The organism is Streptomyces sp. NPDC059994 (assembly GCF_042737755.1).
Taxonomy (GTDB): domain Bacteria; phylum Actinomycetota; class Actinomycetes; order Streptomycetales; family Streptomycetaceae; genus Streptomyces.
The window spans coordinates 21,151-47,750 of record NZ_JBHWUR010000056.1; the positions used below are offsets into that span (position 1 = coordinate 21,151).

A 26,600-nucleotide genomic window follows, 5' to 3' on the forward strand; every position below is an offset into this window, starting at 1 on the left:
GGTGACCAGGCTCTGCCTGCGATGTCCGCCGCCACACCGCGCCACTGAGCAGGCCCATGACCGCACCGTTCAATTGTCCGCGGACAGTGCGCATTGTCCACTCCCGTATTGTGGGTCCCTTTTCTATTGACGGACAATCATTCCGCTGAAACCGTGGGCGACCGGCCAGCGACGTCACCCCACCCATCGAGAGTCGCGGCGAGGACAGGAAACCTCGGCGCGTTTCTCGGCGTGCACGTACGCACACGTGAGCACCACGGCGTCGAGTATTTAGGCGCATGCGATATCGGCACGCGCAGTCAGCTTGTGTGGGAAGTCCGGCCGGACCATGCCTCATTACAGAGACCACGGGGGCAATACTCCTATGCAGACAACGTTCTGGAGCCGCAGACGGGTCCTGGGCACACTCGCCGCCACCGCGGCCGTCACGGCCACACCCTTGGTGCCGTTACCCCGGGCGCGCGCCGCCACCGCAGGCGCGCCGCTCGACCCGCTCGTCCTTCCGGACACCGACCGGGCCACCGCGGTCAAGGCGTGGGTGACGGGAGGCGCGGCCGTCAAGGCAGCGGCGGCCGGCGCCCTCTGCGGTACCGACACCGACGTGCGGACCTTCCTCGTCGACAAACTCCCGCGAGCGACCACCGAGGACAACCGCGTCGCCATCACCGCCTTCCTCGCCCGCTCCGGCAAGGGCCTGCGCCGCGAAGCCGGAGCCGCGCTCGCCAACGGTGACGGCGCCATCGCCGACTTCCTCCGGGACGGCTTCGGCCCCGCCGTCCTGGAAGACCTGCGCGTGGCGACCGCCACCCTGACAACTACTGGCGGCAAAGCCATCCGGCGGGAAGCGGCCGCGGCCCTGAACGCGGGAACCCGGCAGGCGCTCGAGGACTACCTCACCGAAGGCCGGTTCACTGCCCACCTGGAGGACATGCGGGTGCAGATCGCCCGCATGCTGCCCACGGGGGGACCCGAAGTCACCAAGTACGCCGAGCGCGCCTTGGACGGGACCGCGTCGGACGTCGAGTTCTTCCTCGACACCGGCCAGCACATCGCCCGTGCCCGCGACCAGGAGTCCGCCACGATCGAGGAACTCGTCGCCGTGGTCCAGCGGGAGGGCATGCGGGCCAAGGCCGAAACCGGACTGGCCGTCGAGGCGTCCGTACGCGCCCAGAACTCCGCACGTGTGGCCAAGGAGGCGGCGGAGAAAGCCGCGTCCGAGGCCGAGGCCGCCAAGGAGGACGTGGAGCGCTCAGCGGCCGCCGCCCGTCAGGCCTCCAGCGCCGCCAAGGACGCGGCGAACGCCGCCCGCAACGCCATCAGCGCCTCCAACGCCGCGGTGGCCGCGTCCCGCCGCGCCTCTTGGGCGTCCACGGCCGCCTCCCACGCCGCCGCCACCGCCGGAAACGCCGCATCGCGCGCCTACAAGGCCGCCATCGAGGCCTCCGCAAACGCTGGTCAGACCGCAGCGGCCAAGGAGGCCGCGGTCGCCGCCCGCAACGCGGCCGCCCAGGCCCGCTCCGCGGCCGGCGCCGCGGACGAAGCCCAGATCGCATCGGCGCAGGCCGCCGCCGCCGGCTCCGCTTCCGCGTCCGCCGCGCGCAACGCCGCTGCCGCCGCCTCCGCCGCCGCACACGCCGCCACCGCGGCCGGGGCGGCCCAGTCGGAGGCGGCCGAGGCGAAGCACCAGGCGGAGGTCGCGACCGCTGCCGCCAACCGCGCCACCAACGCCGCGTCCACGGCACAGGCCCTGGCGACGGCGGCGGCAGCGGCGGCGCGCACCGCACGCGACGCGGCGAACTCCGCCGCCGACCATGCCGAGAGCGCGGCTGACGCGGCCGAGGAGGCGGTGAAGTACGCCGGGCAGGCCATCGATTTCGCGAACAGATCCACGGCTCACGCGGCCCAGGCCGTCGAGGCGGCCAACACCGCCACCAAGGCGGTGGAGGACGCCGTCGCGGTGGAGCGGGCGGCGCGGGAAGCGGAACTGTCCCGGCTGGAGCACGAGAAGCTTCAAGCCGTGGACGAGGCCCGGCTGCTGGCCCGGCTGGAAGCCGAGCAGCGAGCCGCCTACGAGGACAAGCGGGCGCAGGACGAGCGCACGAACCAGGCCGTCAAGGACGTCATCGCCCGAGCCGAGCAGGCGCTGACGGCCAACGACCTGACCCAGGCCGCCGTGCTGGGCCGCCAGGCCGCTCTCGGTCTGCTCGACTCCACCGGCGCGTGGACCCGTCAGGCCGCCCAGTTCGCCCTGGCGGGCGACGACGTCGACGTCCTGTCCTGGGTCGACCTCGACCGCGCCCTTGCTCAGCACCAGGACGACCGGGAGACCGTCCTCTACCTCGCTCAGATATCCACTCCGGCGATCGCGCGGGCCGCCCAGGCCGCCTTGGAAAGCTCCAGCACCACAGCGGTGGGCGACTTCGTCACCGGCGGTGTGATCAACGCGTCGCAGGAGGACAACCGCTTCCAGATCGCCCGCATCCTCAGTGCCAAGCCCGGCAAGGCGGTCAGGAAGGCGGCCGACGACGCGCTGAACGCGGACACCCCGCAGGCCCTGCAGGCCTTCTTCGACCGCACCTACCCGGCCGCTGTACGGGAGGACGACGCGGTCCGAGCGGCCGTGCTCCTGAACGCTGCCGGTGCTTACACCAGGGCGTACGCCGAGGTGGCTCTGGAGGGTCCCACCTGGATGCGCCGGAACTTCGTCGGTGTCGTGCAGTACACCACCGCCCAGCTCGACCACGACGCCGCCACCCACGTCGCGGCGATCCGCGCGGCGATCGCGGCCGCGGCGAAAATCGCCCAGGAGGCGCAAGCGGATGCCGCGCTCGCGTCGCAGACAGCGGCGCGGGCCCGCAACGCCGCCGCGGAGGCCGAGCGGTGGGCGAACAACGCCCTGGACTCGGCGAACAGAGCAGATCAGTACGCCGTGGACGCAAAGCGGCTCGCCGACGAGGCGGACGCGTCCGCCCTCGCCGCCCAGGCATCGGCGGATCAGGCCAGGACCGCGGCGGCGACCGCCCGGGGCGCGGCTCGGTCGGCGAACTACTCGGCGAACAAGGCCATCGACGCCGCCCGCTCCGCCCTGAACTCCTCCTACAGTGCCCAGGCGTCCGCCGTCGCTGCCCGTCAGGCATCCCTGACGGCTGGTCAGGACGCCAGGGCCGCAGCGGACGCCGCCAGCGAAGCACGCGCCACCGCTGTCCTCAAGCGTCAGGCCGAAGACGCCGAAAAGGCCCGCCAGGCCGCCGAGCAGTCCAGCAAGGACCGCGCCGACGGCAGGAACCCGGCCGACAGCCAGACCCACGACCAGGTCAATGAGAACGGCACCGGCCCCAAGAGGGAGAACTGGTGGGAGGACGCCGGCTGGTACGCCGACGCCTTCAACTGCATTAGCATCGGCTCGGGGCTCCTCGCCGGCACCCTCGGCCTCGCCAGCCTCGCCTTCCCCCCGCTGGCACTGGGCGCCGCGTTCTTCGGCGCCGTCTCCGCGGGAACCAGCGCACTGAGTGCCCTGTTCACGGGAATCGAGCACGGCTTCACCAGCGGCCCCTTCCTGAAGTCGGCCAGCAACGCCGCCCTGGGGCTCCTCTCGGCGGGGCAATCCAAGTGGCTCAAACCGCTGGGGCAGAAGGTGGCCGCTCCCGTAGTCAAGGAAGTCACGCACGTCGGCGAGGAACTCGCTTCCTCGGTCACCAGGAAACTCTCGTCGATCTTCTGAACGCGCTTGCGCGCACACGCCACACGAGAACGCGTCGAATTCTGCTGTCCACAGGGGCAGCAAGGACTCTTCGCCACAGGTCCGCCGGAGGTGGGACGAGGAGCAGGTACCGCAAACCTCTTGGCGTCTTGAGGATCCTCTCTGCGGATCCACTCACCCCTCGTCGAAGGAGATCGGATGAACCTCGCACGACAGGTCGTCGCCGTGGTCGCGGCGGCAGCGTGCGTGACGACGGCCGGTACCGCCGCTGCCGCCGGTTCGCACGCGCCCGGGACAAGCAGAACGACCGCTACGGACACCCAACCCGGCTCGGTGGTAGAAGACTTCGCCTACCCGGATGCCGAGAAGATCAGGCAGGAGAAGGGGATCGTCCTCAAGCGCGGCGACGGCCACATCGTCCTCGCCGAGTGCGGGACATCCACAGGGCTCATGGAAGTGTGGCCACGCGAACGAGAGAAGATCTGCTTCCGGACCAACGGCCCCACAGGCTATCTCTCCCTGGAAATACCCTCCGTCTATCTGGTCAAGGCCAGCAGAGATGCGGCCGCCTCCGTCACACTCACCGCACCGGACCAGACGACACAGCACATCAAAATACCCAAGAACACCGTGCAGGGAGTCGGTGAAGCCGACGACCCGCAGGAGCGCGACCACATGCTGGTGGAGATCCGGATCGGGCAGAGCGGCGCCACGCCCGTGCTGTCGGGCGACCCGGCCCGCCCGTGGCTCGCCCGTGTCAACGTCAAGGAAGCCGACCACGAGGGCAGCCGCAGTTGCAGCGGCAGCCTCGTCGACAAGACCTGGCTGCTGACGTCCGCGCAGTGCTTCAGTGGCAGTGCGGCGTCGTCGCTGGTGAGCACGCCGGCGGACCCGCCGCCCGATGCGACAGCAACGCTCCCGGGGCAGCAGCCGACACGGATCGAATACCTCGTTGCCCGCCCCGACAGGGACGTCGTGCTCGCCCGGTTGGCCGCCCCGGTCAACGGTGTCACGCCCGCCGTTCTCGCGCGCGGCGCCGCCGCCGACGGCTCCGCACTGCTCGTTGCGGGATTCGGCCGCACCAAGACCGAGTGGGTGCCCGACAGCCCGCACCTCAGCAGCGTGAACCAGGCGAGCACCACCGCTACCGATGTGAACCTGACGGACGGACATATCTGCAAGGGCGACGCAGGAGGCCCGGTCCTGGACGGCAACGGCCTTATCGTGGCCGTCCAGAGCCGAGCCAGTCACACCGACTGCCTGGGACAACTCGGCCAGGGCACCCACTCGCTCGCATCCCGCACCGACAACATCATCCCGTGGCTCGACAGCAGCATGTTCAACGGCACCGCCCAATACCGGCTGGACGAGAGCACGGGATCCCGCAGAGCACGCGGCGGCACAACGCAGAACTTCGTCGCCACGGTGGCCGACGGGGCCGAGTTGGGGAGCACGGGCAAGGTAGGCGGCGCCCTGCGCTTGAACGGGACATCGGGCTACGCGGCGACAGCGGGCCCCGTGGTCGACACGACCAAGTCATTCACCGTCTCGGCATGGGTGAAAATGGACAACAAGGACCGCAACTACACGTTCCTGTCCCAGGCAGGGGAACGTGCCAGCGGGTTCCAGATCTACTACTCCACGTACTACGACAGGTTCATCTTCAACCGCCACGTCAGCGACACCGACGGCACGGAAATCGTCCGAGCGATCAGCAACCAGCCTGTGGTGCCGGGCACGTGGACACACCTCACGGGCGCGTACGACATGGTCGCCCGGACGCTGTCGCTGTTCGTCAACGGCGAGTTGCAGAGCTCCGTGCCCTTCACCACTCCCTGGCGCGCCACAGGCGGACTGCAGATCGGCCGGCTGCGCTATGAGGGCACCTGGCAGGAAAACCTACTGGGCGCGGTCGACGAGGTGCGCGCGGTGCAGTCGACGGTGACGCAGGCCGACGCCGCATCGCTCGCAGCGGGCACCCTCCCTCCCCACCTGCAAGAACTGGCTTACTTCTCGTTGGACGAGGCATCGGGAGCAACAACGGCCGACGGGGGCGACGGCGCCGGACTGTCGGCCACGGTGGCCGGCGGGGCCGAGTTGGGGAGCACGGGCAAGGTAGGCGGCGCCCTGCGCTTGAACGGGACATCGGGCTACGCGGCGACAGCGGGCCCCGTGGTCGACACGACCAAGTCATTCACCGTCTCGGCATGGGTGAAAATGGACAACAAGGACCGCAACTACACGTTCCTGTCCCAGGCAGGGGAACGTGCAAGCGGGTTCCAGATCTACTACTCCACGTACTACGACAGGTTCATCTTCAACCGCCACGTCAGCGACACCGACGAAACCGACATCGTCCGATCCATCAGCGCTGACCCCGCACAGCTCGGCGTGTGGACCAAACTCACCGGCGTCTATAACGCCGCCGACCGGACGATTCAGCTGTTCGTCGACGGAAAGCCACAGCAGGCGGCCATCTTCACGACACCGTGGCGGGCCAGCAGCGCGCTGCAGATCGGCCGGCTCCACTACAAGGGAACGTGGACGGAGAACGCCGCCGGCGCGATCGACAACGTTCGCGTGTGGGGTGCGGCCATCGAACCCGGCGAAATGGCCAACGAGGGCATCAGCGTCGGCTAGGCAAACCTGATCCCGTGCGGACCTGGTCCTGCCAACACGCATCTGTGTAAAGCGCGTTGGGGCCAGCTCCCCCGGCAGATTGCTCGACATCCCCGGAGCGTGACCAGCAGGACAGCGTGGTGGAGCCGCAGGACGGCTCGCGCCGCCCGGCTCCACCACGCCTTCACGCGGCCCCGATCGCCGCGACCTCCATCGCATCCATGACGGCCAGTCAGTAGTGGACGGACTCCCCAGATGAACGCATCGACAGCGCCTCCGGCCCCGGACAGCGAGAAACGCTCCGCGGCGACTGATCACCCACCCCATGGGGTGGCGCCTGAAACGACGTCCTTGCGCGAGCAGATATGAAGTCGCCACGCGCAAGACGGCTACTCGTCGGCCTCCTCCTCGTCGTAAGCCTCACCACGACCGGCACCGCTGCCGCCACCGAGAAGGCGCCGACGGCCCACGCGTCCGGGACGGCCCTCGGCCAGGCGGACGGAGCCCACCTCGGCGATCCGACCGGTGCCCCCACCCCCGCCCAGCCCCAGACCGAGACCCAGCCCACCACGACCACTCCCGGCGAGCACTGCAAGCCCACATCCGTCGGCTCCCCCGAACGCAGAGCAGGAGCCGTGGAAGCGTGTGTCACCACGAGGACCGCGAGCACCACGCCGGTGCCGCCGGCCGGTCGGCAGTCCCGCGCCACCGCCCTGCCACCGGCGTCGCCCACCACCGCCTCCGACGAGGGCTCCTGCGCCGTCGCGAACCACGGGCAGTGGACCCACAGCCGCTTCGGCTACTGTCTGAGCGGTCTGACCGTGCTGTACGTGCTCAGGGACAGCAACGGCAAGGAGCTCGGCACCGGCACGCTGAGCGTCGCGACCAGCGCCGTCCTCCAGTCCACCGCCACGAAGTGGAAGGAGTACGTAACGGTTACCATGACCGGCGCGGAGCGGGCCGTCACATCCCTTTCCACGAAGTTCAGGTTCGCCTGCTCGACAGGCTGCAAGGCGAACAAGGCTCCGCCCTGGTACACAGGGCTACTGGTCAAGGGCCAGTCCGTCAGCGGCAGTACGTCCTACTCCTCCTCTCCCGCCGTCGGCACGAAGGTCGAATTCACCACGTCGTACAAGCTCTACGTGGCCTCTCCGGGCGCCGAGATCACGGACCCGGACGCCTCCTGGAGCAACCCCAAGGTGATCCGCTGCGACGACGACGTCCGGGATACGAGCAGTACCTCAAGCGAGCCCGGACCGGGCTGCGCCATCCCCGGCTTCATGCCCGTCGTCAGAATGAGCACCGTCGCGAACGAGTCCGACTCGGGAGCCGCGGCAGCCGGATACCTGTGGGCCCAGAACAACCTCGCCGACGGCTGGGGGCGCAGCAGACCGCTGACCCGGGCGAAGAGCGGCGCGGCCGACCGCACCAGCCGCACCTGCGGGGGTTCGCAGCCCTTTGAGGCCACGGACTCCGTTCCGGAAGACAGTTGCGGCGAGTTCCCCTTCGGGGTCACCCATGAAGGAGGAACCGACGGCGCCCGGTGCGCCGAGATCATTCCCAAGCACACCGGCAGTGGATGGCACGTCTACCAGCTGGTCCCCACGGACACCGGCATGCCGTGCATGCGCGCCCATGTCCCGCTCGCCGACATCCAGTCCGCCCAGACCCAGCTGTCCGAGGGCTTCGCGAAGCAGCGCGTCCTGGAGGCCGAGCAGTTCAAGCTGGAGATCGTCAGCACGGCCCCCGAACCGCAGGGCGCCTGCCTGCTGACCCCGCCCATTGGCTCGCCCCCATCCGGCGACGGGTGGATCTCGAACACCAACGAACCGGTCGCCCACCGCAACAAGACCACCGCCCCGCCCGGCCCGGCCGGTACCCGGCCAACCAAGGCACAGGCCTGCCTGGGGAAGAACCCCGTCGAGGGGAGCGATGCCGATGGGGACATCACCGGTTGGGAGGACGCTCAGAACACGGCTCGCCCCCATGCCCCGGCGGGTGCCAAGCCCCCGTACGGGCTCGCCCGGTGCCACCTGATCGCCAGAATCCTCGGTGGCCAGGGCAAAATACGTGGTGGGCAGGACAACCTCGTTCCCTGCTGGCAAGTGGGGATGAACACCGGAACGCCCAGCATGCGCACCTATGAGACCGAGGCCCAAAACACAGTGAAATACGACAGCTTCGGCGCGAACGACGCCATCTTCTACGAGGTGACACCCCACTACCGGGACGCCACCAGCACGGTCCCCGAGAGCGTCACGATGAGCGCCACCGTCCAACGGGCGGACGGAACGACGCAGCCGCTGTTCCCCGACGTCTCCATCCCCAACACCAAGGGGAATGACAGCCTGATCAACCTCGGAAACTGACTGCACCTCACCCACACCGATCCGGAGCCGCCATGAGGGGCGGGAGCGCCGCAATCAAGCGGCGCTGAGCCACTCGCCCCTTCTGGTCGGCCGTTTGCAGGCCGGAGGAACCAATGGAGAAGGCCCTCCGGCAGGTCGTCGTACGGGCAGCGGACGAAATGATGTTCGCCGGTGCGGGAGGCGGTGCCCCGTGATGTCGTGACCGTGCCCTGGTGGGTGCGGGACACTGGGCGGCCGAGGAAGACCGTGCCCACGATCGGCTCGTGACGCAGGGACAGGACGGGCGCGAGGCGGTCTTCCTCGGCCAGCAGGGCCAGGCGGGCGGAGGTGCCGGAGCCACACGGAGAGCGGTCGTACTGGCCGTCGGCAAGACCATGACGTTCCGCTGCGCCGGGCCGTCAGCGGTGCGCGGGAGGCCTACGTGGAAGATCACGCCGTCTACGCCAGACAGCAGGGCCACCGCCTGGCCAACACCGAGGCGCAGACCGAACGGGAGAGCTGCCTGTGCGCCCCGCAGCTCACGGCGGTGCTGGACATGCTGTGTGAGGAGGAAGTCACACACGTACTGTCCGAGGGCGTCTATGCGCCGGGGCGGACCCTGGAGCGGCTCGTCGCTCCAGGGTCGCACGGCAACATCTGCGAGCGGGCGTTTGTCTCCTGAACTGGCTCGAGGGCCAGAACCTGACGCTTGCCACCTGTCGACAGACCGACCTTGAACGTTGGATGACCAGCGAGGACGCCCGTCTTCGCCAGGAGGCAGGCCACTTCGTGCGCTGGGCCCTGGCCCAGAAGATCGCCCGCGATCTCACCTTCCCGGCCGAGCGATGGAACGGCCCCTCCCAGCCGATGGACGACGAGGCTCGCTGGGCCACCGCCCGACGTCTGCTGCACGACGACATCTCAAGCACGAAGACAGCCTCGCCAGCCTGTTGTTGCTCCTTTATGCCCAGTGGCCCGCTGCGATTTCCCGGCTCACCGTCGACCACATCGAGGAGAGGGACGGAGCAGTCCGCATCCGCCTCGGCGCCGTCCCAGTCGAGCTTCCCGCACCCGTCGCTGAACTCGCGCTCCAACAGATCGAGGTTCGCCGCAGCCATGCCGTCCTTGGCCGCACGGACTCACCCTGGCTCTTCCCCGGAGGCCAGCCCGGCCGCCCGATCAGCGCCTGGGCCAGGGGCGAACGACTCCGCAAACTCGGCATCCGGCTCGCCGAGGCCCGCTCGACCGCGCTGTTCCAGCTCGCCACCGAACTGCCCGCCGCTGTCCTCGCCCGCACCCTCGGCATCGACATCACCGTCGCCGTCAAATGGCAGCGAGCCGCCGCCGGTGACTGGGGCGCCTACGCAGCCGAGATCAGCCGAAGGAACAGCTCATGAGATGCGCCGTCGAAGCCAGAGAGACGGCATCGCGGTGCTTCGCCGAGAACCGTGCACCAACTCAGGCACACCATGGAACACGGCAAGCGTGGGGTGCCATGCCTTCCGGGCACAGAGTCTTGATCACTGCCTTGCGGATCGCTCGCCATGTCCGCAGGGAACACGCCAGGTGGACCCGCAGCTCAACCGCTTCCCGGTCGCCGCTGTTCTGACCAGGATGTTCGAGGGCCCACTGTTCTGCCAGAAGGTCGTACATCTCAGCGGTCGTCAGGTCGCTATCGGGATAGGTGCGTGCAACGTCCGACTTGACGATCCGGGCACAACGGGAGCCTGCAGTCCGGTCGACGAGTTCCCTGATCCATGCCAGCCCCTGCTCGTCTGCATACAAGCCGAGCCTCAGTTTTCGCGTCCTCATGATGGCGCAAACCTACTGATCGTCAGCCTTCAGTGGCAACGCTTTAACTTCAATGACGCAGGGCGTGAGGCAGGCATTCCAAGAGTTCGAATTCCCGAGCCCACCGTTACACGTCCTGCACACCCATGTCGAGGACGCATGGACCGCTGGGCAGGAGCGAGCCGCAGCCCGTCTGAAGGGACTCGCACGATGAGGTGGAATCTCCGGCTGGCCGCCGCGAACCGCAGCATCTGGAAGGCCAGCGAGCTGCAGCGGATGCTCGCCGAACGGGGCCTAGTGATCTCGGCCGGCAAGATGTCCGGGCTCTGGTCCGGCCAGCCGATCAGCGTCAAACTCGCGGACCTGGACGTGATCTGCGCGGTGCTCGGCTGCGGCATCGATGAACTGCTGATCCCCGAACCGGAAGCCGTCACGGCGCCGACACCGAAGGAAGCCCCCCAGCAGGCCGCAGGGCAGGGCCATCGCGTCACACCGCGGGCGCCACGGGGCCGGTCCCTGCCACCCACATGACCACCCCGCCCGGCTCCGTGGGCAGTTGCCGCTATTGCCTGGCCTGGGGCGTGATCGCCTTCAGCGGGATGTGTCCCGAGTGCGTCGGCTGGCGGGTCTGGGACCGCTGGGAGTGCGCCGGATGCGACCGCGAAGTCCCGCTCAAGCACGGCCACTGCCGACTCTGTCACCAGCAGGCCCTGCGACAGCTCGGGCGCATGGTGATCCGCGAGACCATGCCCGACGTCGCCCTGGTCGCCTGGCAGCTGTTCCTCGTCTTCCCGCCCGGCCCGCGTCGCGCCCGCGGACGGCCCCGCAAGCCGCCCACCATCCGGCCCGCCCCGGTGACCTGGCAGATCCCGGGACAACTCGCCCTCTTCCCCGCCCGTCCCGACTACCTCCGCTTCAGCCGGGACCGGCACGCCAACCCGGACAACCCCACACTGGTCGAGGCCAGAGATGCCGCCCGCCGTCTTGCCGAGGCCCGCGGATGGGCATGGTGGATCTTGCGCGAGATCAACGACGGACTCCTGGTCCTGCTCTCCGGGCACGCACCCGGCGACACCATCGCCTACTCCGAGATCGTCCCGATCGACCAGCTCAATCACAACGTCGCCCACACCGCCGAGGTCCTCGGCCTCCTCGGCATCCTCCACGACGACCGCGTCCCCACCTTCGACGCCTGGCTCCAGCGCAAGCTCACCCTCCTCACCCCCACCCTCGCCAGCGAGATCGAGCTCTGGGCCACCACCCTGCGCGACGGCGGCCTGCGCACCAACCAGCGGTCCACCGACACCATCCGCAACTATCTGGACGCCGCCCTGCCCGCTCTGATCGGGTGGTCCACCCGCTACCAGCACCTGCGCGAGGTCACCCACCAGGACATCAAGGATGTCGCCGCCGGTCTGACCGGCCTCAAGCGCAAGCGGGCCCTCGTCGCCCTTCGGTCGATCTTCCAGTTCCACAAACGCGCCGGATGTCTCTTCCGGGACCCCACCACCCGCATCAATACTGGCCGAGTCGACCCCGGCCTGCCGGCGCCGCTCCGGCCGGAACAGCTCGAGGCTCTGGTCGACCACGCCACCACACCCGTGGGTCGGGTCATCCTCGCGCTCACCGCCGTTCACGCCGCCCGCCCCACGGCCCTTCGTGAACTCCTGCTCGACGACGCCGGGTTGGCTGATCGCAGGATCACCATCGGCGGTCACCCTCGGCGGCTCGATGACCTGACTGCCCAGGTCATCACGCAGTACCTCTTCCACCGGCAGCGCCGCTGGCCGCACACCATCAACCCCCACCTGATCATCAACGAGCACACCGCCCAAAGCGACAAGCCCGCTGGTCTGCATTGGCTCGGCGATCAGTTCCGCGAGACCGGCGTGACGCTCAACCAGATCCGGATGGACCGCCAGCTCGAAGAAGCCCTCACCCGCGGACCGGACGCCCTCCACCTGGTCGCCGTCTTCGGTATCAGCGAGCGCGCCGCGATGCGCTACGCCAACGCCGCCAAGGCATTCCTCGAGTCCGTACTCGAACAGAACCAGTAACCCCTGGGCCACGGCCGACCCCCAGCACTCGGTGCGCGCCCACCCCCTTCACGCCGATCGACAGGTCACCCTCATGCATCCCCCTGCCCGCAAACCCGCGAACTCTCGCCCTCACCCCCGAATATCGAGCAACCGCACCCGCAAGTTCGCCACGAAGCACCTTCAGAAATCGCGAACTTTCGGCCGGGACGTGGACAACGGCTCCGCGTTCGTGGACACCTGGCTGCTGCGGGCCTGCGCGACGCTCGGCATCAAGCTGGTCCACTCCACCCCGCACCGCCCCGAGGGCAGAGGCAAGATCGAGCGCCTGTTCCGAACGGTGCGCGACCAGTTCCTGGTCGAGTTCGACGAGGCCACCTGCGAGCGCATCGAGGGCCTGGGCGAGATGAACCGCCTGTTCAACGCGTGGGTGGAGACCGTCTACCACCGCAGCGTCCACTCCGAGACCGGGCAGGCCCCCATCGAACGCTGGCTGGCCGGTCTGCCCAGCCCGCTGCCGCTGCCCTCCGCGGCTCAGCTGCACGAGGCGTTTCTGTGGTCCGAGGTTCGCACCGTGACCAAGACCGCCACCGTTTCTTTGCACGGCAACACCTACCAGGTCGACCCCGCTCTGGCGCAGGTCAAGGTCGAGCTGGTCTTCGACCCCTTCGACCTGACCGACATCGAGGTCCGCCACCGCGGCCGCGCCATGGGCAAAGCCGTCGCGTTCCGCATCGACCGCCACTCCCACCCCAAGGCGAAGCCCGAACTGCTGGCCCAGCCTCGCTCCGACAGCGGCATCGACTACCTCAAACTCCTCGACCAAGCGCACGGCCAGGCCCTGGCCACCGGACTGAACTACGCCTCCCTGATGCCCGTCCCGCTCGACCAGGAGGAGCTGTGACCAGCGGATTCTTCGTCCAGGACCGGATCTGGGAACTGGAGGACGCCGAACGCGACGCCCTCGCCCTCCTCGACCGCGCCCTTCGCCTGGCGGCCCGCCTCGCCAACCCCCTCCCCGCCCGACCGCTGCCCGACCGGGCCGAGCACGCCGTGCGCCTCGTGCTCGTCTTCCACCGGCGGGCAGCCCGGGCGGCCCGGGACCTTCAGGACCTGATCGCCCGTCTGGAAAGGCAACCCCGCTGATGATCGACCGCGTTCAGGCGTTCTACGGTCTGCAACGACCGCCCTTCGGCCGTGACCTGGCTCCCGGCATGCTCCACAAGCACGCGTCCCACAACGAGGCCGTCGCCCGCATCACCTGGTGCATCACCAACCACGCGCTGGGCGTGGTCACCGGCGAGGTCAGCGCCGGCAAGACCGTCGCCCTGCGTGCCGCGGTCGCCGGGCTGGACGCCGCCCGCTACACGACCATCTACATCCCCAACCCCGCCATCGGCATGCGCGGCCTCTACGAGACCATCGTCACCACCCTCGGCGGAACCCCCCGCTTCCACAACTCCGCCCTGGTCGCCCAGGCCAACGACGCCCTGGCCGCCGAAGTCGCCGAACGCGGACGCGTCCCCATCATCGTGCTCGACGAATCGCACCTGCTCGCCCACGAGGAACTCGACGCCGTCCGCATGATCACCAACTGCGAGATGGACTCCACCACGCCCTTCGCGGGCCTGGCGCCATGCTTCCAGGGTGGGGCGGATGAGTTCCCAGCGGGCGTCGGACAGGTCGCTGGGGTAGGGCCGTGGGGGCTGCATGGTGCCTGGGTATCGGGGGCTGGTCGGACTGGGCAGGGCGTGTGCGGGAGCGGCCGGGGCTCCGGGGTGCAGGTTCCGAGTTGTGCGTGAACCAGTTGGTTCCTATATGAGGTGGGAGCTCTTGGAAAGAAACCGGCGTACTGAGGGTCTCTGTATTGCCGCATAGGTAGTGTTCCTGGCATATCGCCACCGTGGAGCCCGTTGTTGACGACTTGGAATCGTCACGCAACGACGGATATGCGTATCAAACCCTCACTCAGACGTGTCCGTCGACGCCTCTCAGCCGCAGCCGCAGGGCTGAGGGAGTCGGGCCTGGCGGGGGACGGGAGCGTGGGCGGGGGCACGAGCACGAGTTGAGGCGCGGGATTGTGCGGTGCCGCCGGCTCCGTCTCTTCGGGGGTGAGTATCTCCTCACTGACGCCCAGGCCTTCGCGGACTTCTTCGAAGAACAGTGTGTCCTGGATCTGCGCGGGTGCCTTGCCGGGGAAGGGGCGGCGGTGAGCGGTGGCGGCCAGGAGGGCTGCTGCGTCGTGAGTAGGTGTTTCTCTTCCTCAACGCCGCGTTTCAGGGCCTGTGTGGTGCGCGTGGGACACAGGTAGCCGTTCCGCGGCCGGGTCTCTGCAATGGAGCAGGAGGCCCGTGATCATCACGTTGGAGGTTGAAAAACACCTGCTGGAAGTTAGCTCTGGCGGTGCGGAGGCACCGCAGCTGGCCCTGTGGCCGCGGGCGAGCAGAGCTTGCCGTTGTAGAAGGCCCCCTTGGTCCTCCAGGACGGACCAAGATCGTTCTCTCCTGGCTTCACGCAGATCGGTCCCACATTGCCCCCGACCGTCAGGGTCACCATGATCTGAACATGAGAGCCGTCACTCGTGCAGTGGTTGTACCAGGCTCGTCCGCCCGACTCCGAATACGCACATGGTTTGGCGTCAGGCGCAGCGGAGGCAGGCGTGAGACCTGCGAACGTCATCAACCCGATGACGCTTACGCCCATCGTCGCAGCCGATCCTAACTTCCCTGCGATCATCATTTGCTCCTTCAGCGGTCCGGAGTTGCGAAGAGGGCCAGTAACTCACAGCGGCTACAGGCATACAAGACGCGCAACACTCGTCCGCACCATCGGAATCTCGACCTAGAAAGATCACAGACGTAAGCGCTGATAGGCGGAGTCCTGCTGGCAGAGGTCAGGTGTCCGGATGGAGCCCGACATGCCCTGCAGGGTGATACCGGCCCAGTGGCTTCGTTCATCTCCAGCGACAGCGTTTGTTGACGAGTTCCAGCGGCGTTTAGTGATCAACTCGCTCGTGCTTGTTCACGAGAAATAGCGGCACTGTGGTGCGAGGGGGCGTCGCTGTCAGGTCAGGACGAGGCAGCCCAGCCGCTCCAGTTCGCTGAGGAGCGGTAGGGAGGGATCGACCTCGTTCCATCGCAGATCCAGCTTCTCCAGCGATGGCATCAGGGCGAGCCAGTCGGGCAGCTGGCCGAGGCGGTTGCTCCGGAGGTCGATCTGACGCAGTCGTGGGAGGCCGGCCAGTGACTCCGGCACCTCGGTCAGGGAGTTCTCGCGTAGGTCCAGGTGGCGCAGTTCGTGCAGCTCGGCTGCCGACGACGGCAGGTGCTCGATCGCGTTCCCTCGGAGCCACAGCTCACGCAGGCAGCGGAGCTGGCCGATGGCATCGGGCAGGGTGGTGAGCCGGTTGTGCTGCGCCCTGAGCTCGATGAGGCTGCTCATCCGACCGATGGTCTCTGGCAGGGTGGTGAGGGAGTTCTCACCGACGTTGAGGTATCGCAACCGGGTCAGGTTTCCCAGGGAGTCGGGGATCCGAGACAGCTGGTTGTCGTGCAGGTAGAGGCAGTCGCTGAGCTCGGTCAGCTTGCCGAGTTCTTCGGGCACCGAGGCCAGCGCGTTGTGGCCCAGGTCCAGGGTCTTCAGCTGGTGGAGCTGCCTGATGTCCGGCGGGAGGGCTATGAGTCCGTTGTCCGCGAGGATCAGCACCTGGAGCTCGGTCTGTCGCCAGACCGACTCGGGCACCTCTCCGAGCTCTTGACGCCACATGTTCAGTGTGTGCCTCACGGCCATCTCCCCTTCGTCAACAGTCCTGGGCTCCGATTCTCGTCCGGGACCTCCCTCGGCGGCGACGGTGCCAGCAGACAGCCAGGACAAGATCAACTGGCCGCGGCTTCGGCGCGGGCTCGTGTGCTGGCGAGGCGGTATGAATCGGTGCCGGTCTCGATGATGGTGCCGTTGAAGGTGAGGCGGTCGACGATGGCCGCGCAGAGGCGGGGATCGGTGAACGTCTTGGTCCAGCCGCCGAACGACTCGTTGGAGGCGATGGCCACGCTGTTCTTCTCCTCGCGTTCGGTCAGGACCTGGAAGAGGAGTTCGGCGCCGCGGCGGTCGAGTTCCATGTAGCCGAGCTCATCGATGCACAAAAGATCGACGCGGCCGTAGCGGGCGATCGTCTTGGTCAGCTGCTTCTCGTCGGCGGCCTCGACGAGCTCGTTGACCAGCTTCGTCGCCAGCACGTACTCGACCCGGTAGCCAGCCATCGCGGCCTCGGTTCCAAGCGCGATCAGCATGTGGGACTTGCCGGTTCCGGAGTCGCCGATCAGGCAGAGCGGCTGGCTCTTCTTGATCCATTCGCAGCTGGCGAGGGTGTGGATGGCAGCCGCGTCGATGTTGGGGTTCGCGTCGAAGTCGAAGGTCCGCAACGACTTGTCCCGGGGGAAGCCGGCCGCCTTGATCCGCCGCTCAGAACGGCGCCGGGCCCGGTCGTCGCACTCGGCCATCAGCAGCTCGGCGAGGAAGCCGCGGTAGGTCATCTGGTCCTTCATCGCCCGGTCGGCGATGTCGGCGAACTCGTTCCTGATCGACGGAAGCCGCAACAGGCGGCAGGCGGTGTCGATGGCCGTGGTGGCGGCCTGCTCGGTCAGTCCTCGCTGGCGGGGCAGGGTCACTGTGCTTCTCCCTCGCGGTGTTCACCGCCGCTGGCGCGACGGCGTCGGAGCAGTTGGTCGTAGTGGGGCACCGAGGGCAGCGGCCTGGTGTCCGGGGGGAGGATGCGCGAGTTGCCACTCGTGCAGAAACGTCACCGTGGCCTCACCCGCGGCGCCGGCCCGCGAAGAGTGTCCGGCCGGCTCGTCCTCGGCCTGGGCGACCTTGCGGGCCTCGAGCGCAATGGCGTCCGCGGTCAGAGCCCCAGCACGCAGAGCAGTCGCCAGACCGGCGACCAGATGCTCGTGCGAGACGTGGCGGGCCAGCAACAGCACCTCGATCAGGGCCCTGGTGCCGGCGGTGTCTCCGTGAGCCTTGACCGCCGCGGCCCACCAAGCGTCATGGACCGGGGTGAACTTGTCAGCGGAGCGGGCCTGTTCGAGCGCGGTGGCGCCGGGGAAAGCACCCGGTTTGCGGATCAGGGCCTCGAGGTAGTGGTCCAGGTCCAGGCGGCAGCCGCCCTTCGCGATCAGCCGCTCATGCCGGGCCACTTCCACGTTCTGGTCGTAAACCACCAGGTGGGAGGCGTGGAGTACGACCCGGACCCGCTTGCCGATCAGCCGGACCGGGACCGAGTAGCGGTTCGTGCGGACCGCGATCTGGCTGTAGCGGTCGACCCTCGGAGTAAAGAGCCGGCCCGTCTCGAAGGACTCTTCCGGCAGTGGCATCAGCAGCGGCCGCTCGGTCTCAAAGTATTCGTCGATGGTCCGCGGCCGCGAACCGATCCGGCGCCGCCCGTCATGAACATCCCACTGGTCGACGAGTTCGTTCAGCTCGGCCAGCGAGTCGACCTCTGGCACCGGGGTGAAGTGGTTGCGGCGGAAGTACCCGATCTGCCCCTCCACTCCGCCCTTCTCGTGGGCGCCCTCGATGCCAGGCCGGCAGTAGAAGCTCTCGATCGCGAAGTGCGACCGGAACGCGATCCACCGGTCGGCCTCCACCCTGGCCCGGCTCAGCCCCAGCACCTGGGCGACGGCGGCCTTCAGGTTGTCGTAGCGGACCTTGCTCCGCGGGACCCCGCCCAGCGTCCGCAGGGCGTGAACGTGCCCTTCGAAGAAGGCTTCCTGGCCGCAGGACGCGAAGACACGGTGGACGGCTTTGCCCGAGTAGGACAGGCGGAAGGAGAACAAATAGCAGGTCACGAGCTCGCCCGCGAGGCGGATGGTCACGTCACCGAAGTCGACCTCGGCCTCCATGCCTGGGTGGTGGGTCTGCGGCACGAACGCTTCGACCGGTGCCTTGCCCGACTCGACGAGGATCTGGGGCTTCCGGTCGGAGACGTAGCGCCGGACCATCTGGTAGGAGACGTCCCCAGCATGTTCCTCGACCAGGCGGTGGAAGATCCGCGTGATCGTGTGCCGCTGCTTGCGCGGCGCGTCCAGATCCGCCTGGAGCATCCCGTCGATCACCGGCTTGTACGGATCCAGCCCGGTCGGCCGGGGCGGCAGCTTCTTCCTCGGCTCCGGCCAGACCGAGTCGACGGCCTTGCGGACCGTCCGCCACGACACGTTGTACTTGCGCTCGATCTCCCGGATCTTCATGCCGCCGCGGTGGTCGCGCCGGATCGCCGCGTACAGCTCGACCTTCGACATCTGCGGCATGACCAGGCCCTTTCACCAGGAGCATCCCGATGCTGCCCTGGCAAGCACCCCGGTGACTAAAACTCGTGAACATCACCCGACCGTGGATTCGGGCGCTTCCCAAACCCGTGAACAACTGACTTCACAACCCGGGTTCTGGCTCGACTTCTGTGACGCGGCCACGCTGAGTGACGGCTGAGCTTCTCCGGGCAGTAGGTGAAGTCGCCCGAAAATGAGTCGTGGTCAAGGCGGTTGGGATGACAGTTCGGGCCCGTGAAAGAGATCGTGCTCCGGTTGAAGGAGCTGTTGTTCCCGTCGATCGCGGACGTTGCGGTGCTGTCGGTGGACGTGAGCATCGCGATAGTGCGGGTCGACGCGGAATGCACTGCGAACGGTGCCGCCTGCCCGGCGTGCGGAGTCTGGTCGAACCGGGTTCATGGTTCCTACCTGCGGTTTCCCGCTGATGTGCCCAGCGCCGGACGAAGCGTTGTTCTTCAGCTGAGGGTCCGCCGGTTCGCCTGCGGGAACTCGGGGTGCACCCGCCGCACCTTCGTCGAGCAGATACCCGGCCTGACCCGTCGGCACGGTCAGCGGACCGAGCGGCTGCGCGCGACGCTGGCCGCGGTCGGTCTCGCCCTGGCGGGCCGTGCCGGCGCCCGCCTGAGCTCCGCGCTCGGGGTCTGCGTCAGCCGAAGCACCGTCCTGCGCCTGGTCGACGCCCTTCCCGAGCCGGAAGTGCCCGCGCCGCGTGTGGTCGGCGTTGACGAGTACGCCACCCGCAAGGGCCGCCACTACGGCACCGTTCTCGTCGACGTCGAAACCCGCCGCCTTGTCGACCTGCTGCCCAACCGGGAGGCAGCGAGCCTGGCGGCCTGGCTCGCCGATCGACCCGGCGTCGAGGTCGTGTGCCGGGACCGGCCGCCGTTCTTCGCCGAGGGTGCCACCGCCGGTGCACCGCAAGCCGTCCAGGTCGCGGACCGGTGGCATCTCTGGCACAACCTCAGCGAGGCCACCGAGCGGAGCGTCGCCCAGCACCGTCGCTGCCTCCGCGCTCTGGTCCCCACGGTCCCCGAACCCAGACCCGAACCCAAGGCTGTTCCGGCCGCGGACTCGTCCGGTTCTCCCTGGCCGCGCGGGCACCGATTCGCCGACCGGACCCGGGCCCGGCATGCCGCCGTCCACGCACTGCTGACGGCGGGACACAGCCGGCGCTCGGTCCAGCGGCAGCTCAGCATGACCTACCGCACCGTCAAGCAGTTCGCCGACGCCGCGACGCCGGAAGAGCTGTTCACCGGCCAGTGGCAGAACCGCCCCTCCGTCCTCGACGACTACAAGCCCCACCTGGACGACCGCTGGAGCGAGGGCTGCACCAACGCCTGGAAGCTGTGGGAGGAGATCGTGCCACTCGGCTACAAGGGCAGCTACCAGCGCGTTCGCGCCTACCTGCACGACAAGCGCACCTCACCACAGCCGGTGACCGCCCGGCCGCCCTCGCCCCGGACCGTCGCCGGATGGATCCTCCGCCGTCCGGACACCCTCACCGAGACCGAGCAACTCCAGCTCAAGACTGTCCGGACGCACTGCTCCGAACTCGACGCCCTCACCGGGCACGTCCGCTCCTTCGCGACCATGCTCACCGAGCGCCAGGGCGAGCGCCTGCCCGACTGGCTCGACGCCGTCCGGCAGGACGACCTGCCCAGCCTCCACACCCTCGCCGCGGGCATCGACCGCGACCGCGACGCCGTCATCGCCGGCCTCACTCTGCCCTGGAGTTCTGGCGTCGTCGAAGGGCACGTCAACCGGATCAAGATGCTCAAGCGCCAGATGTTCGGCCGCGCGGGCTTCAGTCTGTTGCGCAAGCGGGTACTACTCGCCTGAGCTGGCTGGCCGAGTTCCGGCTACTTCAGCAACCGGAAGCTGGGCTGCTGAGCCCATGCTCTGAGGAACTCCGCCGAACCATACGCGGCAGGCCGCGGACCGGTCGTCGTGGCGATGACGCCGGGAAGGCCGACCACCATTGGCACTTGGTCCTCCCTTAGTTCGGCGTTGACGACTCCACCGATCACGTCGATAACGGCGGCGGTCACCAGGGCTGTGACGACGTGGTCGACTGGACGGTTGCAGAAGGCGACGACATTGACGGCGTGGGTCGGCGTGAAGCCGATAAGAGACTCCTGATCGACTTCATCGGCGTGCTCGGCCTCGAATACGGACTCGTCGCCGATGCCGGGCCCCATGACGGAGACCAGGACAGGCCGGCTTCCGTCGACGCCCCCGGTCTCCGAGATGCCGAGGCTCTCCACGTGAATGTTCAGGTCGTACTCGCCGACCCGCTTCTCCTCAAACCGTGCCGACGAGCGAACCAGAAGGTCGCGGAGCCGCTGAATCGCCGCGTGGGGGACGGCCTCCGCCAACTCGATCACCAACACCGGTCCGCTCATAGCTCGGAGCCTAACCAGCCGGAACCGTCCTCCCCACCTCATTACGCAGCGTGGCCGCGTCACAGAAGTTGAGCCAGAACCACAACCCGTGAATAAAGCCACCATGGGCGGCTTCGAGCGCGCTCCGCAGTTCAGTGATCTGTTCCCGGTGTTCCTTGCGGATCTGGGCCAGTTGCTGGGTGAGGCGCCTGATCAAGGTGCTCTCGGCCGCGTCGGCGTCGGCAAGCCGGTCCTGGGCCGGGACCCTACCCGTTCGTGACCGGCGCAGGCTCTCGACCTGGGGCCGGAGGGCCGGGTGTTTGTAGATGAAGGCGGTGGACACGCCCGCGTCAGCGGCGATGCCGGCGATGGTCACCGGCCCGCTTGGACTTCCAGTCGTACCGGCGACCAGCTCGCCGAGCACTGGTGGTCCCCCGCAATGGGAACCGCCCGCGGCGGCAGTGTCTCGGCCGCCCGCCTCTCAGAAGCCCGGGTCGTTCCCGCCGAGAGCCCGTCGACAGGGTCAAGAGCAGCAGTTCCGTGAAGAAGCCGCTCGTACGGATCCCCACCTCGCAAGGGCGGCGGGTAGGAGCTGTCACGCAATGATCAAGAGGCTCTCACTCGCGGACACACGAGCTGTGAGCGGAGACCGTGCACCGCACGAGCTGGCATGAGGTTCGTTTGCTGAGCCCGGGAAAACCATTGGACCCGCTGACGGGGGCGCGTCGTAGGGTTCGGGCGCGGAGACGCGGTCGGCGGAGAGGGAACGGTGGATGGCGGGACTGTACGAGATCTGGCAGCGGGCGGAGGTGTCGCGCAGGCTCGACGTGTTGTCGGGCTTCATCGCGATGTGCGCAGCGGGGGACGACGACGCGCGACGCCGTCTCGTCCAGCTGGTTGCCGGCGCGGACGCGGCCCTCTCCGTGTCGCCTCCAGATTTGGTGACCGCCTCGGAGTACCTGGACGAACTCGTCCGGTGGGCTGATACGGAGTGGGCCGATCACCCCTATCGTCCTGTGGAAGCCCGGCCTGACGAGGCCGACCGGCAGACGCGTGACTACGCCAAGGATCTCCGGCACGCCGCACTCCCGGTCCGCGTCCGGGACGAGATGGGCCGCATCGAGCTCAGTCTCGAGGTGCGGTTCCTGGCCTTGTGCCGCCAACCAGGGTTGGATTGTCGGATTCGCCAGGACGTCTTCTACGTCGCCGGGCGTGCCGCGATGGCCCTCGATCTCGGGCATCTGGAAGCGGCAGAGCGGGAGATCCGGCGCATGGAACAGGTGGGTTCTGTGGAGCCACGGGAGAGCCGCTGCGGCTGATTCGCGGTTTTCCGAGGTCCACAGGTGTGGGACGGTCGTGACTGGTGTGATCACGGCGTCGGAGCCGTCCTGGAGAGACCCGTACTCCGGGCTGAGCCTGCGCACCTTCGGGAAGCTGGTGACGGTTCTGCGGCGCCAGGGCGCGGATTCGGTACGCAAGGGTCGGCCGTGGAGCCTTCCCCCGCAGGACCGGGCCCTGCTGGTCGCGGCGTACTGGCGCACGAACGTGGCCATGCGGCAGCTCGCGCCGCTGTTCGGGGTCTCGAAGTCGGCAGCGGAGGGGTTCTTCGACCACCTCGGGCCGATGCTCGCGATCCGGCCCCGCCAGCGGTTTGCCAAGGACGCCGTGCTCATCGTGGACGGACCGAGCATCTGAGCACCGACGTACGGTTGTTCATCGTGAACCGTCTGCCTCCGGACCTGCGGCCAGTTCTGGCCCATGGCGCCGCCCCCAACGGGAACAACTGCCACGATCTCCTGATGGAACCAGTGAACAGGTTGCTGACGCAGACCGACTGGGCGGACCTGGAGCATGCCTACGGACCGGCCGCAGACGCCTCAAGTCAGCTCTTGGCTCTGCTCGGCGCCGACGGCGAGGCCCGCTCCGCAGCGGTCGCCTACCTGGACTGCGCGATTCTGCACCAAGGCAGCGTCTACTCGGCCACCGGCCCCGTAGCCCGCGTTGTCGCTGCGATGCTCCAGGACCCTTGGACCATGGAGCCGGTGGAAGAGGCACTGCCCTGGAACGCCACACCCCGACCACTGCGCCTGGACCTGGTCGACTTCCTCGCTCGAGTCGCCGAATCGTGCATGCTCGATGACACAGATGACACGGCACCGATGCGGGCGACGTCCGCTGCTGCCCGGGACCGTGAGTTCCGGCAGGCCAAGAGCGCACGGGACCTGCTGGCCTGCCGAGCAGTCGCACCCGAGATACTCGATGCGCTCACTCCCGTCTTCGACGACCCCGACGGCCGCATCAGAGTCAAAGCCTTGGAGGCGGCCGTCCGCTGGACTTGCCACCGGGATCTCGCCGGGTATCGGCCGGCGATTGCCCGCCGCCTCGAAGCAGTGGCCGCCGATTCTTCGGACCCCAGATCGCGGGCGGTGGCGGCGCGGCTTCTGGGCATTCTCGGGACCCGACCGCAGGCTGTTGCACGATGCGCATCCTGGAGTCCGGGCCTGCGCCGCCCTGGCACCGGCGCTGGCCGACGAGCCGTGCGCGACCGAAGCGATCCTCGACGCACTTCTCGCACCGCGAGAGGCCGACCGCTGGTTCGAGGGACATCTCCCCGGCCAGGACGGGTGGTTGCGGTTCGATCTGATCGAGGCCGCGGCCGCGCGCGTCGACGACTTCGAAGCACTGCTGCCCGCTGCCATCGCCGTACTTCCCCTCGCCGGCCACTTCACGCTCGACAGGGACCTGGGCGTGTTCCTCACTGCGGCGTTCCCACGCCCCCACCCTGTTGGAACCCCGCTCTCACCCGCTCAACGCACCTACCTGTCGGCCGTCCTCGACCGGGAGGAACTCTGGCGTGCTGTCAGCGCCGAGCCATGGTTCCGGGGAGCCGGGCTCCCTGAAGACCGTGACGCCTGCCGCGCCCTCGTCGAGGCATCGAAGCCGGTTTGACGCCCTCTGCACGGTTGGCCGTGGCGCGTCGAGCAGGTCCGCGCGGATCTCGCGACGCTCGGCATCACCGATGTGCACGTCGACCGCGTCCGGGGCGTCGGCAACGCCGCCCGGGGCGCCGGACTGCCGTCGGCGTCGCAGCTGTGCGGCAACTGCGCGGGGTGGTCAAGGTCAGCGGCCGAGGGTACGCCAGGGCCTCGGCCGGGGCCCCCTTGCCGGGCCCAGGGCCCCGGCCGCGCAGCGGTGGCTGACCGCCGCCGTCGCGAGTTTCAGTCATCGGCTCCCCCTGCGGTGCGCCGGGCTGTCACCATGACTGGATGGGGAGGTCGGGGCGACGTCGGGCTTTCGTTCTGGCTGGTCTGGCGGGGTTGGGGCTGGCCGCCTTGCTGGTGGGGGACGAACAAGGCGGGCACTCCCGCGAGCTCACTGCGCGCTGACCGATTCTTCGGCCTGTGTCGAATCACGCTGCTCCTCGGCTGTGCCTGGGGACTTCTGGGCCTTGGGTGGTGGGGTCAGCAGACGGACGGGCAGGTGACTCTCGCTGCCTCTTGATCTTTTTGATGCGGTTCACAGCACCCTCGGTGCCGCCGGAGCTCCAGGACAGGTTGAGGCCGGCGGTGACGGCACCGAAGTCGCTGTTCATGCTGCGGGCGAAGCCGGTCAATCCGGGCAGGTCATCCCGGACGACGGCGTCGATCCAGCTGGGGAGTTGGGCGCCGAGGCGGCAGGTAAGGATCTCTCCGACGTCGCGGATGTGCTGGTGGGCGGCTTCCAGTTCGGGGCATCGGGCCAGGATCATCTTGAGGTGTTGATGCTCCTCTTCGCTGAGCGTGCCGGGATGGCGGGTGAGCCAGGCGGTGACCCGGCGGGCACTTGGCGGCGCGGGCGCCGGGGTGCCAGCCGTGGGGCGAAAGGCCACGAGGTAGTCGCGGCCGGAGGCGTATCCGTCGGGGTAGCCCCTATCGGTGATCTCGCGATGCAGGGCCAGGGTGTTCGTGCACCCTTCTGACCAGCGGCGTTGCAGGTATGTCTTGTATGGATCGAGCTTGCTCGGACGCGGTGGCATTCCGACGATCGTGTCCTGTCAGCGGGCGGCGTGCGCGGACCTCAACACCGTTTTCCGACCCCAGCCTAGTGCCGCATCAGGCAACCTTCGCCCTGTCGACGACGGTGCGTAGGTGCTTGTCGTCGGCGTGGCGGTTTCGCCAGATGATGTAGCGGCGGATCATGCTGCCCTGTTGCTTGTGGTCGGCGTGGTCGGTGCCGTCGAGGGTGAAGTAGCGCAGGGCGGTGAACTGGGCCTCGATACGGTTGAGCCAGGAGCTGTTGGTCGGGGTGTAGGCGATCTCGACGTTGTTCGCCGCCGCCCAGGTGCCGACCCGCTGGCATCTCTTCGTGGTCAGGTGCGGGGAGAAGTTGTCGCACACGATCGCGATGCGGACCTCGGACGGATAGAGACTGCGCAGGTAGCGGCAGAACTCCAGGAACTGGGTGCGCTTCTTGACCGGCTTGATGTGGCCGTAGAGCTTGTCCTTGGCCAGGTCCAGGGCGGCGAACAGGTGCCGCACTCCGCCGTAGCGGTTGTAGGTCGCCCGCCGCCTGCGGCGCGGTTCGCGGTCGGGGTCCTTGTGCTTGCCGCCGCGTTCGGCCCACTGGCGTCCGGGGTGGGGCATCAGGTTGAGGGGCCCGAACTCGTCCATGCAGAAGATGACTTCGGGTTCGCTCTCCTCCGGTATGACCTCGCCGTCGGCGATCGCGTAGAGGCGTTCGACGCGGGCCTTCTTGGCGGCGTAGTCCGGGTCGCGGGAGGTCTTCCAGGTCTTCAGGCGTTGAAAGGAGACGCCTTCCTCGCGGAGCAGGATGCGCAGGCCCTCGTGGCTGATGTCGTCGACCACCCCCTCGGCGACCAGGAAATCGGCCAGCTTGGTCAGACTCCAGGTGGAAAAGGGCAGGTCGTGCTCGGTGGGTTTGGACTTGGCGATCTTCTTGATCTCGCGGCGCTCGGGCAGTGTGAACGTCTTGGGCCGACCGCCCTTGTATTTCGGGTAGAGCGAGTCGAAGCCGTCGGTGTCGAAGTTGTGGATGACATCGCGGACCCGGTCGTCACTGGTGAACGACACCTCGGCGATCTTCGCCACCGGCATGCCCTGCGCGGACAGCAGCACCATCTGGGCCCGCCGCCAGGTCACCACCGAACCGGTGCCCCTGCGGATGATCCGCAACAGCCGCCGACCCTCGTCGTCATCGATTTCACGCACGCGTACTCGTTCTGCCACCGACACACCCTGACAGCCACACGCTGCCCGGTACAGCACCCGGACGGCGCGTCACGACAGGGCGAACGTTGCCTGATGCGGCACTAGGGCCTGTGTGATGTCGTGATCATTCGGCGGTCTTCAGTAGGTCGTCGACCCAGATCATTGCGGCGCGGAGGTGGAGACCGGCGAGGTAGC

19 protein-coding genes and 5 pseudogenes are annotated in these 26,600 nt (G+C 68.3%); 14 read left to right on the forward strand and 10 right to left on the reverse strand.

Going from position 1 to position 26,600, the window contains the following annotated elements; all coding sequences use genetic code 11:
• Nucleotides 1–364: 364 nt before the first annotated feature.
• The 3 genes from ACFWA7_RS24925 (at nucleotide 365) to ACFWA7_RS24935 (ending at nucleotide 8,688) form a co-directional block, all read left to right on the forward strand.
• Nucleotides 365–3,721 (forward strand): hypothetical protein, encoded by a 3,357-nt coding sequence (locus tag ACFWA7_RS24925; RefSeq protein WP_385825260.1) that lies wholly within the window; start codon nucleotides 365–367, stop codon nucleotides 3,719–3,721.
• 177 nt (nucleotides 3,722–3,898) lie between these two features.
• On the forward strand, nucleotides 3,899–6,340 hold the full coding sequence (locus tag ACFWA7_RS24930; protein ID WP_385541903.1) for a LamG-like jellyroll fold domain-containing protein: 2,442 nt from the start codon (nucleotides 3,899–3,901) through the stop codon (nucleotides 6,338–6,340).
• Nucleotides 6,341–6,684: 344 nt separating this feature from the next.
• The gene (locus tag ACFWA7_RS24935; RefSeq protein WP_385825262.1) at nucleotides 6,685–8,688 is read left to right on the forward strand and encodes a DNA/RNA non-specific endonuclease; all 2,004 of its coding nucleotides are present in this window, start codon (nucleotides 6,685–6,687) and stop codon (nucleotides 8,686–8,688) included.
• A gap of 131 nt (nucleotides 8,689–8,819) precedes the next feature.
• On the opposite strand, the pseudogene ACFWA7_RS24940 reads toward ACFWA7_RS24935, so the two are convergent.
• Nucleotides 8,820–9,044, reverse strand: a pseudogene (locus tag ACFWA7_RS24940) (proline racemase family protein); the annotation flags it as partial.
• A gap of 65 nt (nucleotides 9,045–9,109) precedes the next feature.
• On the opposite strand from ACFWA7_RS24940, the gene ACFWA7_RS24945 reads away from it, so the two are divergent.
• From ACFWA7_RS24945 to ACFWA7_RS24975, 7 genes and pseudogenes are all read left to right on the forward strand, one after another.
• Nucleotides 9,110–9,349, forward strand: coding sequence for a hypothetical protein (locus ACFWA7_RS24945; protein WP_385825264.1), 240 nt, complete (start codon nucleotides 9,110–9,112; stop codon nucleotides 9,347–9,349).
• 268 nt (nucleotides 9,350–9,617) lie between these two features.
• On the forward strand, nucleotides 9,618–10,064 hold the full coding sequence (locus ACFWA7_RS24950; protein ID WP_385825265.1) for a hypothetical protein: 447 nt from the start codon (nucleotides 9,618–9,620) through the stop codon (nucleotides 10,062–10,064).
• A 604-nt stretch (nucleotides 10,065–10,668) separates the two neighbouring features.
• Nucleotides 10,669–10,989, forward strand: coding sequence for a helix-turn-helix domain-containing protein (locus tag ACFWA7_RS24955; protein ID WP_385541911.1), 321 nt, complete (start codon nucleotides 10,669–10,671; stop codon nucleotides 10,987–10,989).
• Nucleotides 10,986–12,515, forward strand: a complete 1,530-nt coding sequence (locus tag ACFWA7_RS24960) for a hypothetical protein (RefSeq protein ID WP_385825267.1) — start codon at nucleotides 10,986–10,988, stop codon at nucleotides 12,513–12,515. The genes ACFWA7_RS24955 and ACFWA7_RS24960 overlap by 4 nt, the downstream gene beginning before the upstream one ends.
• Before the next feature lie 190 nt (nucleotides 12,516–12,705).
• Nucleotides 12,706–13,398 (forward strand): Mu transposase C-terminal domain-containing protein, encoded by a 693-nt coding sequence (locus ACFWA7_RS24965; protein ID WP_385825269.1) that lies wholly within the window; start codon nucleotides 12,706–12,708, stop codon nucleotides 13,396–13,398.
• Nucleotides 13,395–13,640, forward strand: coding sequence for a hypothetical protein (locus tag ACFWA7_RS24970; protein WP_385825271.1), 246 nt, complete (start codon nucleotides 13,395–13,397; stop codon nucleotides 13,638–13,640). The genes ACFWA7_RS24965 and ACFWA7_RS24970 overlap by 4 nt, the downstream gene beginning before the upstream one ends.
• A 68-nt stretch (nucleotides 13,641–13,708) precedes the next feature.
• Nucleotides 13,709–14,050, forward strand: a pseudogene (locus ACFWA7_RS24975) (AAA family ATPase); the annotation flags it as partial.
• A 66-nt stretch (nucleotides 14,051–14,116) separates the two neighbouring features.
• On the opposite strand, the pseudogene ACFWA7_RS24980 reads toward ACFWA7_RS24975, so the two are convergent.
• From ACFWA7_RS24980 to istA, 5 genes and pseudogenes are all read right to left on the reverse strand, one after another.
• Nucleotides 14,117–14,206, reverse strand: a pseudogene (locus tag ACFWA7_RS24980) (IS5/IS1182 family transposase); the annotation flags it as partial.
• 679 nt (nucleotides 14,207–14,885) lie between these two features.
• Entirely contained in the window at nucleotides 14,886–15,233 is a 348-nt protein-coding gene (locus tag ACFWA7_RS24985) for a DUF6355 family natural product biosynthesis protein (protein ID WP_385825273.1), read from the reverse strand.
• A gap of 324 nt (nucleotides 15,234–15,557) precedes the next feature.
• Entirely contained in the window at nucleotides 15,558–16,283 is a 726-nt protein-coding gene (locus tag ACFWA7_RS24990) for a leucine-rich repeat domain-containing protein (protein WP_385825275.1), read from the reverse strand.
• An 86-nt stretch (nucleotides 16,284–16,369) separates the two neighbouring features.
• On the reverse strand, nucleotides 16,370–17,161 hold the full coding sequence (gene istB, locus ACFWA7_RS24995; protein WP_385825277.1) for an IS21-like element helper ATPase IstB: 792 nt from the start codon (nucleotides 17,159–17,161) through the stop codon (nucleotides 16,370–16,372).
• A pseudogene (istA, locus tag ACFWA7_RS25000) lies at nucleotides 17,158–18,790 on the reverse strand (IS21 family transposase). The gene istB and the pseudogene istA overlap by 4 nt, the downstream one beginning before the upstream one ends.
• A gap of 261 nt (nucleotides 18,791–19,051) precedes the next feature.
• On the opposite strand from istA, the gene ACFWA7_RS25005 reads away from it, so the two are divergent.
• Nucleotides 19,052–20,656 carry an ISL3 family transposase gene (locus ACFWA7_RS25005; protein WP_385825279.1) on the forward strand — a complete coding sequence of 535 codons (1,605 nt, stop codon included), beginning with the start codon at nucleotides 19,052–19,054 and terminating at the stop codon, nucleotides 20,654–20,656.
• A 20-nt stretch (nucleotides 20,657–20,676) separates the two neighbouring features.
• On the opposite strand, the gene ACFWA7_RS25010 is transcribed toward ACFWA7_RS25005, so the two are convergent.
• Together ACFWA7_RS25010 and ACFWA7_RS25015 are read right to left on the reverse strand one after the other, a co-directional pair.
• Entirely contained in the window at nucleotides 20,677–21,219 is a 543-nt protein-coding gene (locus ACFWA7_RS25010) for a DUF6368 family protein (RefSeq protein WP_385825281.1), read from the reverse strand.
• Nucleotides 21,220–21,229: 10 nt separating this feature from the next.
• Entirely contained in the window at nucleotides 21,230–21,574 is a 345-nt protein-coding gene (locus tag ACFWA7_RS25015; RefSeq protein ID WP_385541924.1) for a hypothetical protein, read from the reverse strand.
• 397 nt (nucleotides 21,575–21,971) lie between these two features.
• On the opposite strand from ACFWA7_RS25015, the gene ACFWA7_RS25020 reads away from it, so the two are divergent.
• From ACFWA7_RS25020 to ACFWA7_RS25030, 3 genes and pseudogenes are all read left to right on the forward strand, one after another.
• A complete protein-coding gene (locus ACFWA7_RS25020; RefSeq protein ID WP_385825283.1) occupies nucleotides 21,972–22,517 on the forward strand; it encodes a hypothetical protein in 546 nt (181 codons plus the stop codon).
• A gap of 37 nt (nucleotides 22,518–22,554) precedes the next feature.
• Nucleotides 22,555–22,881, forward strand: a pseudogene (locus ACFWA7_RS25025) (transposase family protein); the annotation flags it as partial.
• 687 nt (nucleotides 22,882–23,568) lie between these two features.
• The gene (locus tag ACFWA7_RS25030; protein WP_385825285.1) at nucleotides 23,569–24,147 is read left to right on the forward strand and encodes a hypothetical protein; all 579 of its coding nucleotides are present in this window, start codon (nucleotides 23,569–23,571) and stop codon (nucleotides 24,145–24,147) included.
• 460 nt (nucleotides 24,148–24,607) lie between these two features.
• Here ACFWA7_RS25030 and ACFWA7_RS25035 read toward each other — a convergent pair whose 3' ends face one another.
• Both ACFWA7_RS25035 and ACFWA7_RS25040 read right to left on the reverse strand, forming a co-directional pair.
• Entirely contained in the window at nucleotides 24,608–25,213 is a 606-nt protein-coding gene (locus tag ACFWA7_RS25035) for a transposase (protein WP_385825288.1), read from the reverse strand.
• 76 nt (nucleotides 25,214–25,289) lie between these two features.
• Entirely contained in the window at nucleotides 25,290–26,423 is a 1,134-nt protein-coding gene (locus ACFWA7_RS25040; RefSeq protein WP_385825290.1) for an IS630 family transposase, read from the reverse strand.
• Between the last annotated feature and the right edge of the window lie 177 nt (nucleotides 26,424–26,600).

Excerpts from the sequence above, each read along its gene's own strand:
- ACFWA7_RS24955 (WP_385541911.1), top strand. The coding sequence starts at position 10,669 with ATGAGGTGGAATCTCCGGCTGGCCGCCGCGAACCGCAGCATCTGGAAG.
- ACFWA7_RS24990 (WP_385825275.1), bottom strand. The coding sequence starts at position 16,283 with ATGGCCGTGAGGCACACACTGAACATGTGGCGTCAAGAGCTCGGAGAG.
- ACFWA7_RS24985 (WP_385825273.1), bottom strand. The coding sequence starts at position 15,233 with ATGATGATCGCAGGGAAGTTAGGATCGGCTGCGACGATGGGCGTAAGC.
- ACFWA7_RS24960 (WP_385825267.1), top strand. The coding sequence starts at position 10,986 with ATGACCACCCCGCCCGGCTCCGTGGGCAGTTGCCGCTATTGCCTGGCC.
- ACFWA7_RS24930 (WP_385541903.1), top strand. The coding sequence starts at position 3,899 with ATGAACCTCGCACGACAGGTCGTCGCCGTGGTCGCGGCGGCAGCGTGC.
- ACFWA7_RS25035 (WP_385825288.1), bottom strand. The coding sequence starts at position 25,213 with ATGCCACCGCGTCCGAGCAAGCTCGATCCATACAAGACATACCTGCAA.
- ACFWA7_RS25020 (WP_385825283.1), top strand. The coding sequence starts at position 21,972 with ATGGCGGGACTGTACGAGATCTGGCAGCGGGCGGAGGTGTCGCGCAGG.
- ACFWA7_RS24935 (WP_385825262.1), top strand. The coding sequence starts at position 6,685 with ATGAAGTCGCCACGCGCAAGACGGCTACTCGTCGGCCTCCTCCTCGTC.
- ACFWA7_RS25010 (WP_385825281.1), bottom strand. The coding sequence starts at position 21,219 with ATGAGCGGACCGGTGTTGGTGATCGAGTTGGCGGAGGCCGTCCCCCAC.
- ACFWA7_RS24925 (WP_385825260.1), top strand. The coding sequence starts at position 365 with ATGCAGACAACGTTCTGGAGCCGCAGACGGGTCCTGGGCACACTCGCC.